The sequence below is a fragment of the Cyanobium sp. N5-Cardenillas genome (assembly GCF_024345515.1).
Classification (GTDB): Bacteria; Cyanobacteriota; Cyanobacteriia; order PCC-6307; family Cyanobiaceae; genus Cyanobium.
Genome location: NZ_JAGQBG010000142.1, coordinates 1 through 8,247 on the forward strand (window position 1 = coordinate 1; position 8,247 = coordinate 8,247).

General features: G+C 70.9%; 5 protein-coding genes and 1 pseudogene. 4 read left to right on the forward strand and 2 right to left on the reverse strand.

The window, feature by feature from the left end:
- Positions 1 to 332: pseudogene (locus KBZ04_RS11510) on the forward strand (glutamate decarboxylase); the annotation flags it as partial.
- Here KBZ04_RS11510 and KBZ04_RS11515 read toward each other — a convergent pair.
- Positions 298 to 2,304: an amylo-alpha-1,6-glucosidase gene (locus KBZ04_RS11515; protein WP_254992063.1), complete on the reverse strand. Its 2,007-nt coding sequence runs from the start codon at positions 2,302 to 2,304 to the stop codon at positions 298 to 300. The pseudogene KBZ04_RS11510 and the gene KBZ04_RS11515 overlap by 35 nt on opposite strands.
- Positions 2,305 to 2,393: 89 nt before the next feature.
- Positions 2,394 to 4,085 (reverse strand): DNA repair protein RecN, encoded by a 1,692-nt coding sequence (gene recN / locus KBZ04_RS11520; RefSeq protein WP_254992064.1) that lies wholly within the window; start codon positions 4,083 to 4,085, stop codon positions 2,394 to 2,396.
- A 104-nt stretch (positions 4,086 to 4,189) separates the two neighbouring features.
- Between recN and KBZ04_RS11525 the strand changes: the two genes are divergently transcribed.
- From KBZ04_RS11525 to thrC, 3 genes are all read left to right on the forward strand, one after another.
- A complete protein-coding gene (locus KBZ04_RS11525) occupies positions 4,190 to 6,130 on the forward strand; it encodes an ABC1 kinase family protein (protein WP_254992065.1) in 1,941 nt (646 codons plus the stop codon).
- A 36-nt stretch (positions 6,131 to 6,166) separates the two neighbouring features.
- Positions 6,167 to 6,769: an alpha/beta hydrolase gene (locus KBZ04_RS11530; protein WP_254992066.1), complete on the forward strand. Its 603-nt coding sequence runs from the start codon at positions 6,167 to 6,169 to the stop codon at positions 6,767 to 6,769.
- 94 nt (positions 6,770 to 6,863) lie between these two features.
- Positions 6,864 to 7,922, forward strand: a complete 1,059-nt coding sequence (gene thrC / locus KBZ04_RS11535; RefSeq protein ID WP_254945032.1) for a threonine synthase — start codon at positions 6,864 to 6,866, stop codon at positions 7,920 to 7,922.
- Positions 7,923 to 8,247: the final 325 nt, after the last annotated feature.

Sequence of the window (8,247 nt, forward strand, 5' to 3'; positions counted from 1 at the left end):
CCAATCTGGGGCCGTTCGAGATCCTCTACGGCGGCGTTGATCAGTCGGGCATCCCCGCCCTGTGCTGGAAGATCCGCGAGGGGAGTGAGGTGAACTTCAACCTCTACGCCCTCGCCGACCGGCTGCGGGTGCGCGGCTGGCAGGTGCCCGCCTACACCCTTCCCGCCCACTGCCAGGACATCACCGTGCAGCGCATCCTGGTGCGCCACGGCGTCAGCCGGGACCTGGCCGATCTGCTGCTGGAGAACATCCGACAGTCGCTGGAAGGCTTCGCGAGCCACCCCGGCCGCGGAGCCCTCAATGGCCCGGAACTCTCGGGGTTCCACCACTGATCGCCGTCCAGGCCGCCAGCACCTCCGCCACCGACCAGGCCTGGGCGATGCAGCCCCGCGGGGCATGGGGGGCATCGCCGTCGAAGATCTCGCTGAGGCTGCCCAGCCCCGCCGCGCCCAGGTGATCGGCCATGGGCTCCAGGAACGAGAGCGCCAGGGCCGCATCGCCGTGGACACGGAAATGGGCCCGGGCGAAGGGCCCCAGCCACCAGGCCCACACCGTGCCCTGGTGGTAGGCGCCATCCCGCTCCTGGGCGTCGCCGCCGTAGTGGCCCCAGTAGTCGGGATCGGCGGGATCCAGCGTGCGCAGCCCGTGGCGTGTCAGCAGCCGCTGGCCGCAGAGCGCCAGCACACTGGCGGCCTGGGCTGGGCTGAGCAGCGGTTCGGAAAGCGACAGGGCCAGCAACTGGTTGGGCCTAAGCCGGTCATCCGGGCGGCCCGAGGGGCAATCGATGACATCGAAGCAACAGCCCTGCTCCGGGTTCCAGAAGCGCTGGTAGCCCGCCGCGGCCCGCTCCGCCAGGGCCTGCCAGCAACCCGGATCGGCCCCGGTGAGCCGGCAGAAGCCGGCCATGGAGCGCAGGGCGTTGACCCAAAGGGCATTCACCTCCACCGGCTTGCCGTGGCGCGGCGTGATGGCCCGGTCGCCGGGCTTGGCATCCATCCAGGTGAGCTGGGTTTCCCCCTCCCCGGCCGCCAGCAGCCCATCGGCCGGATCCATGCGGATCCCGAACCAGGTGCCGGCCAGGTGGTGATCGAGGATTGTCTCCAGCTGGGAAAAGAGTTCCCGCACCAGGGCGTCGCTGCCGCTGGCCGCCCGGTGCTCCGCCAGCGCCTGGAAGAACCAGAGCGTGGCGTCCACCGTGTTGAAGGCGCGCCGGTCCAGGGGTTGGTCGGGCCGGTCGGGGAAGCTGTTGGGGATCAGCCCATGGCTGACGCGGGCGGCGTAGGTGCGCAGAATGCGCTCGGCCCGGTCGCAGCGGCCGGTCGCCAGGGTGAGCCCCGCCAGGCTGATCATCGTGTCTCGGCCCCAGTCGTTGAACCAGGGGTAACCGGCGATCAGCGAGGCCCCCAGCCGGTCGCCGGGAGCGCCGTCCAGCGACCGCTCCACCACGAAGGCATCGGCAGCCAGCACCAGCTGGCGGATCCAGGCGGGTGCGGCCGGCGCCAGGGCGGGCTGGGCCGCCCGCCAGCATCGAAGCAGTGCCTCCTCGTGGCCGTGGCGCTCAGCCAACGCCCGGTCGCCGTCGGTGCCGGTGTCCCGACGGGTGCTGGCCACGACGGTGACGGCCGGCTGTGGATCGTTGAGGGTGACGGTGAGGGTGGCCGCCCGCAGGTGCTCGGCCGTGCTCGCCAGCCCCCGCTCGGCCTCCGCCGCCAGGGGCACGCCTTCCACCCAGACTGGGGGCTCCTCCAGGCACCAGTGGCCCCGGTCGCTGAGCAGCACGAACGGCGCCGCCGCCAGCGGCCGCACCTCCACGCCCCTGGGCAAGGGTGCCACGGTCAGCTCCGGCCGCTCGCCGCCGTGGGGCGAGCGGTGCTGCACGCAGGCCGTCAGGCGGAGCTGGAACGGGCCGCCGCGCACCAGCCGGTAGCTCACATGGGTGGTGTTGGCCCCCTGGGCCATCCAGATCCGCTTCTCCAGCAGGGTCTCCCCCCAGGCGAAACGCCAGCGGGGCACGGTGCCCTCAAGGGCAAAGGACACGATCCGCAGGGGTCCGCAGCCGTCCGGATCCCCATCCACCGACTCCTGCAGCTGGCTCACCAGCAGGGTGCGCTCCACCGGCGGAGAGAGGGCCGCGATCAGCAGGCCGTGGTAGCTGCGGCTCGGCGCCCCAGACACCGTGCCCATGGCGTAACCGCCGAGGCCGTTGGTGACCAGCCACTCCCGCCCGGCGGCGAGGCGGGGATCGCCGCAGATCTCGCTGCCGAAGCTGATCAGGGGCCATGGGCCGGCGCTGCCGTTCCACACTGAATCCTGAGCTGAAAGGATCGAAACCTGGCCAGGACGGCAGGGCCCTTGTGCGCCATCCACCTGGTAGCTGGATGAGCCCTGCCGCCTCACGCCGCCGCCCCTGATCCCAGCAGGCTGGCGGCATAGCTGTGGGCCTCGCCGGAATCACCGCCGGCCAGTTCCGCCAGCTCGGCCTGGCGCTCCTGAGTGTCCCGCAGGTGGGACACCCGCGTGTGGGTGAGGCCGGCCTCGACGCTCTTGCTGACCCGGAAGTGGTGCTGGGCCGCGGCGGCCACCAGGGGCTGGTGGGTGATGCAGAACACCTGGCGCTGCTCCGCCAGCCGCCGCAGCAGCTGGGCCATGGCGCCGCTGACGCGGCCGCTCACGCCCGCATCGATCTCATCGAAGAGCAGGGTGACGTGGGGGTCGGCCGCCGCCAGACAGGTTTTCAGGGCCAGCAGGAAGCGGCTCATCTCGCCGCCGGAGGCCACCTCCACCAGGGGCGCCGGCGGCTGGCCCGGGTTGGCGGAGAACAGGAACTGCACCGCATCGGCCCCCTCCTCGCCGGGCTCGGCGGCGCTGAGGGCCACGGCGAAGCGCACGTTGGCCAGACCCATGGGCCGCAGGGCCGCCATCAGCTGCTCCTCGAGGCGGCGGGCGGCGGCGGTGCGTCCCTGGGTGAGCACGGCATTGGCCCGATCACGCCCCTGGCGGGCGGCGGCTTCGGCGGCCTCCAGGCTCGCCAGGGCGGCCTCGGCATCCGCCCCGGCCAGCTGCTCCCGCAGGCTGTCGCGGCGGGCGATCAGTTCGGGCAGGCTCTGGCCGTGACGGCGCTCCAGGGCCTTGAGCTGGGCCATGCGCTCCTGCAGCAGGGCCAGGCTCTCCGGGTCGCTCTCCAGCAGGGAGCCGTAGCGATCCAGATCCCTGGCCAGGTCATGCAGCCCGGCCAGGGCATCGGCGCAGGCCCCATGCAGCGCCGCCACCCCGGCATCGAGGCCGGCCATGGTCTGCAGCTCCTGGTCGCAGGCGGCCAGGTGGTCGAGCACTGACGGGGCGGCCTCGGCCCCCTCCACCAGCCGACCGATCAGGGTCATCACCCCCTCCTGCAGGCGCACCGCGTGGGCCAGGCGGTCCTGCTCCCCCTGCAGCCGCTGGCGCTCGGCGGGATCCTCGAGCTCGGCGGCCTCCAGCTCCGCCAGCAGTTCCTCCTGGCGTTCCCGCTCAAGGGCGAAGCGCTCCCGGTCGGCGCGGGCCCGCGCCAGGGCGTCGGCCTCCCCTTTCCAGCCCTGCCAGGCGGAACGGGTGGCCTCCAGGGCCGCAGCCAGATCCTCCCCCGCGAAGCGATCCAGCCAGCGGCGCTGCTGGCCGGGGCGGCCCAGCTGCTGGGTCTGGCCCTGCACGGTGAGATCGAGCAGCAGGGGCCGCAGCTCGAGCACCTGGCTGCGGCTCACCACCACCCCGTTGAGGCGGTGGCGGCTGGTGAGCCTGTCGTCCTGCAGGCGCCAGTCGCGGCTGAGCAGCAGCTCACCCTCCTCGGCCTCCAGCTCCTGGCGCTCCAGCCAGTCGCGCACCGGGGGAGCCAGGCTGAAGCTGGCCTCGATGCGGCCCCGCTCGGTGCCGCGGCGCAGCAGACGGGCCCCCTGGCTGCCCTGGGCACCGCCGAGCAGGGCATCGAGGGCATCGAGCAGGATCGACTTGCCGGCGCCGGTCTCGCCGGTGAGCACGGTGAACCCGGTCGAGAACGCCAGCTCCAGCCGCTCGATCAGGGCGATGTTCTCGAGGCGCAGACCCGTGAGCACCCAGGCCTCCGGCGAGCGATCGGTACGTGGCCCGACCGTAGCGGCTGTGACTTTCGTTTAGAAGGGGGTTTCGCCTGCCGGCGCCGCGGCGGTGCCTCCCAGCCATGGTTTCCTCCCCCCCAGCCCCCGCCGCGACCCCCGAGCGCCTGACCGCCGAGGTGGAGATGGGGGACTTCCTGGAGGCGGCGGGCCTGCTCAGTTACGACCCGGCCGCCATCACCCGGATCTACGCCGGCCACCCGATGCGCCTGGTACGTCGGGTCTGGCAGACGCTCGTGCCGATCGGCCTCTATCTGCTCGGGGTGGGCGTCGACAAGGTCACCGGCCAGCTGGGCAACCCCGGGCGGGCGCGGCAACGGGCCCGGGAGTGCGCCGAACTGCTGGTGGCCCTGGGCCCCGCCTTCATCAAGGCCGGCCAGGCCCTCTCCACCCGTCCGGACATCGTTCCGCCGGTGCTGCTGGAGGAGCTGGCCCAGCTGCAGGACCAGCTGCCGGGCTTCGACAGCGCCCTGGCCATGGCCTGCATCGAGGAGGACCTGCAGGCGCCGGTGGACACGATCTTCGCTTCGCTGGAGAAGGAACCGATTTCCGCCGCCTCCCTCGGCCAGGTGCACCGGGGGGTGCTGATGGGCGGCGAGCGGGTGGCGGTGAAGGTGCAGCGGCCGGGGCTGCGGGAACAGATCACCCTCGACCTCTACATCGTCCGCAACATCGCCGCCTGGCTGAACCGGAATGTGGGGCTGATCAAGAGCGATCTGGTGGGGCTGATCGATGAACTCGGCAAGCGGGTCTTCGAGGAGATGGACTACATCAACGAGGCCTCCAACGCCGAAACCTTCGCCCGCCTGCACAGCCACAACCCCCGCATCGCCGTCCCCGCCATCTACCGCCAGGCCACCAGCCGCCGGGTGCTGACGATGGAGTGGATCGACGGGGTCAAGCTCACCAACCTGGACGCGGTGCGCGCCCTCGGGGTCGACCCCAACGACATGGTGGAGGTGGGGGTTAACTGCAGCCTGCAGCAGCTGCTGGAGCATGGGTTCTTCCACGCCGATCCCCACCCCGGCAACCTGCTGGCCCTTGCCGACGGGCGCCTCGCCTACCTGGATTTCGGCATGATGAGCGAGGTGTCGCGGGAGGCGCGCACCGGCCTGATCCAGGCGGTGGTGCACCTGGTGAACCGCAACTTCGGGGCGCTCTCGAAGGACTTCGTGCAGCTCGGCTTCCTGGGCGAGGCGGTGGATCTCGAACCGATCGTGCCGGCCTTCGAAACCGTGTTCGGCCAGGCCCTGGAGATGGGCGTGAGCCGCATGGATTTCAAGGCCGTCACCGACGACCTTTCCGGGGTGATGTACCGCTTCCCCTTCCAGGTTCCCCCCTACTACGCCCTGATCATCCGCTCGCTGGTGACCCTCGAAGGCATCGCCCTGAGTGTCGACCCGGACTTCAAGATCCTCGGCGCCGCCTACCCCTACTTCGCCCGCCGGCTGATGGAGGATCCCGACCCGGAGCTGCGCCGCAGCCTGCGGGAGATGCTCTACGACGGCGATGAATTCCGCTGGCAGCGGCTGGAGAGCCTGGTGGCCAGCGCCTCGCTCCAGGAGCAGCTCGACCTCGACGGCCTGCTCGACCAGGTGCTCGATTTCCTCTTCTCCCCCACCGGCGGCCTGATGCGCCAGCAGCTCGTCGATGCGCTGGTGCTGCAGATGGATACCCTCGCCTGGAACACCACCCTGCGGCTTGGCCGGCGGCTTCCGAACCGCTTGCTGCCGCCGGGGCTGCGGACCCTGCCCCCCGCCCCGGCCTCAACCCCGCTGCTCGATCTCGAACCGATCCGGGAGCTGGTGGCGATCCTGCGCGACCTGCCGGGCTTCGAGCCATCCCTGCTGCTGAAGCGCCTGCCGCGGGTGCTGGGGGAGCCGGATCTGCGCCGCATGGGGCTGCAGGTGGCCAGGGGTCTGGCCGAGCGGGGCGTGGTGCACCTGCTGCGGGATGTGCTGGTGACACCGGCGGTGCGCCAGGCCGCCGGCGTTTCCGGCGCCTGAGATCCGTAGAGTCGGGTCAATCCAAGGGAGTCATCTGTGAACAAGCGGCGAAGGCTTGTGGCCGCTGTCCTGGGTCTGGGGCTGTGCTGGTCGACTCCCGCGGCCTTCGCCACCGAGAACCTTGTCTTCACCAGCGGGGCCTTCCGCCGCTCGATCCCCGTGGCGGATCTGGAGCATCTGGCCACCACCGGCGAAGCCCGGGGTCTGCTGAGGGACGTGCTGCGACTGGGCCGTCAGGACCCCAAACAGGTCAGCAAACTGCTGAACGAATCGGTGCAGCTGCCGATCGTGCTGATGAGCCGCCTGCTCAACACCCGCATCGGTGAGGCGATCCTGGCCCGCCTGGCCCGGATCCTGTTCCCCCTGCGGGCCCCGGAGGCCGGCGTGCCCGCCCTGCGTGCCGCCATGGTGCTGGGCACCTACGAGGGCAAGGGGTCGCTCTCGGCGATCACGTTCCTGCGGGCCTACCCGACCCGGGAGCTCGAGGTGAGCATTCCGGCCCTGATGGGCCTGGTCTCCAAGGCCTCCTCGATCAGCGAGCTGGTGCGCTTCTTCTCCGAATCCCCCCTCGACGGCCTGCGGGGCAACGAGCCCCAGGCGGCCCCCGCGGCACCCGCCCCGGCCAAACCCGCCCCCTGACGCCCCAGACCGGAGCTCTACATTGACGTCAGCCTCGCCGCTGTCCCCCGTGCCCCTGCTACGAGCCCTGCGACGTCTGGGCCGGCAGCCCACCATGCAGGACTGGCCGGGGCTGATCGAGGCCTACCGCTCCTGGTTGCCCGTCAGTGACGCCACCCCGGTGGTGACCCTGCGGGAGGGGGCCACGCCCCTGATTCCGGCGCCGGTGATCGCCGAGCGGGTGGGCCGGGGCGTGAAGGTGTTCCTCAAGTACGACGGCCTCAACCCCACCGGCTCCTTCAAGGACCGGGGCATGACGATGGCCATCAGCAAGGCCAAGGAGGCCGGCTCGGAGGCGGTGATCTGCGCCAGCACCGGCAACACCTCGGCGGCGGCGGCGGCCTATGCGCGCCGGGGCGGCATGAGGGCCTTCGTGCTGATTCCCGACGGCTACGTGGCCCAGGGGAAGCTGGCCCAGGCCCTGCTCTACGGCGCCGAGGTGCTGGCGGTGCAGGGCAACTTCGACCGGGCCCTGGCCATCGTGCGGGACGTGGCCGACCGTTACCCGGTCACGCTGGTGAACTCACTCAACCCCTACCGGCTGCAGGGGCAGAAGACGGCCGCCTTCGAGGTGATCGATGCCCTCGGCGAAGCCCCTGACTGGCTGTGCATCCCGGTGGGCAACGCCGGCAACATCAGCGCCTACTGGATGGGCTTCAAGGAGTACCGCCAGGCCGGCCACAGCACGGTCCTGCCGCGGATGATGGGCTTCCAGGCCGCCGGTGCGGCACCGATGGTGCTGGGGCACACGGTGGAGCAACCGGACACCATCGCCACGGCAATCCGCATCGGCAATCCGGTGAACAAGGAGAACGCCCTCAATGTGCGCAAGGAGAGCAACGGCGATTTCATGGCCGTCACCGACGCCGAGATCATCGAGGCCTACAAGCTGCTGGGCCAGGGGGAGGGCATCTTCTGCGAGCCCGCCAGCGCCGCCTCGGTGGCGGGCCTGCTGAAGCGACGGGAGGAGGTGCCGGCCGGCGCCACGGTGGTGTGCGTGCTGACCGGCAACGGCCTCAAGGACCCGACGACGGCGATCGAGAACAACGACGCCACCTTCCACACGGGCATCGCCCCCGAAACCGAAACCGTGGCCAAGGTGATGGGCTTCTGAGCCGCTGACGCCGGCCTAACCGTCTGGGGAAATCCTGGGAGTTTCCCCCCGTCCTGGCTGGAGAGTCCGGGGAGGGGATCCCCACCTGGGCGGACGCTGAATTCCCCAGGCCCGGGAATCGGGGGAAAACGCCCCGAAACGGCCCACTTGTTCGGCCGATTCCCCAGCGATCCGCCCCGCAGACGCCAGTGAGGCCAAGGGAAGACAGTCTGTTTACCCGTTTTCCCCCGCCCCTACGACGACGGGCTGTTTTTCTTCTTCTCAATCCTTGATTGATCCTCTGAACAGTCGGGAGACCACCCGTTGCGCTTTGCCCCGCCCTGTG

Bases quoted from the DNA above. Each gene is read 5' to 3' on its own strand.
- KBZ04_RS11525 (WP_254992065.1), top strand. From the start codon at position 4,190: ATGGTTTCCTCCCCCCCAGCCCCCGCCGCGACCCCCGAGCGCCTGACC.
- thrC (WP_254945032.1), top strand. From the start codon at position 6,864: ATGCAGGACTGGCCGGGGCTGATCGAGGCCTACCGCTCCTGGTTGCCC.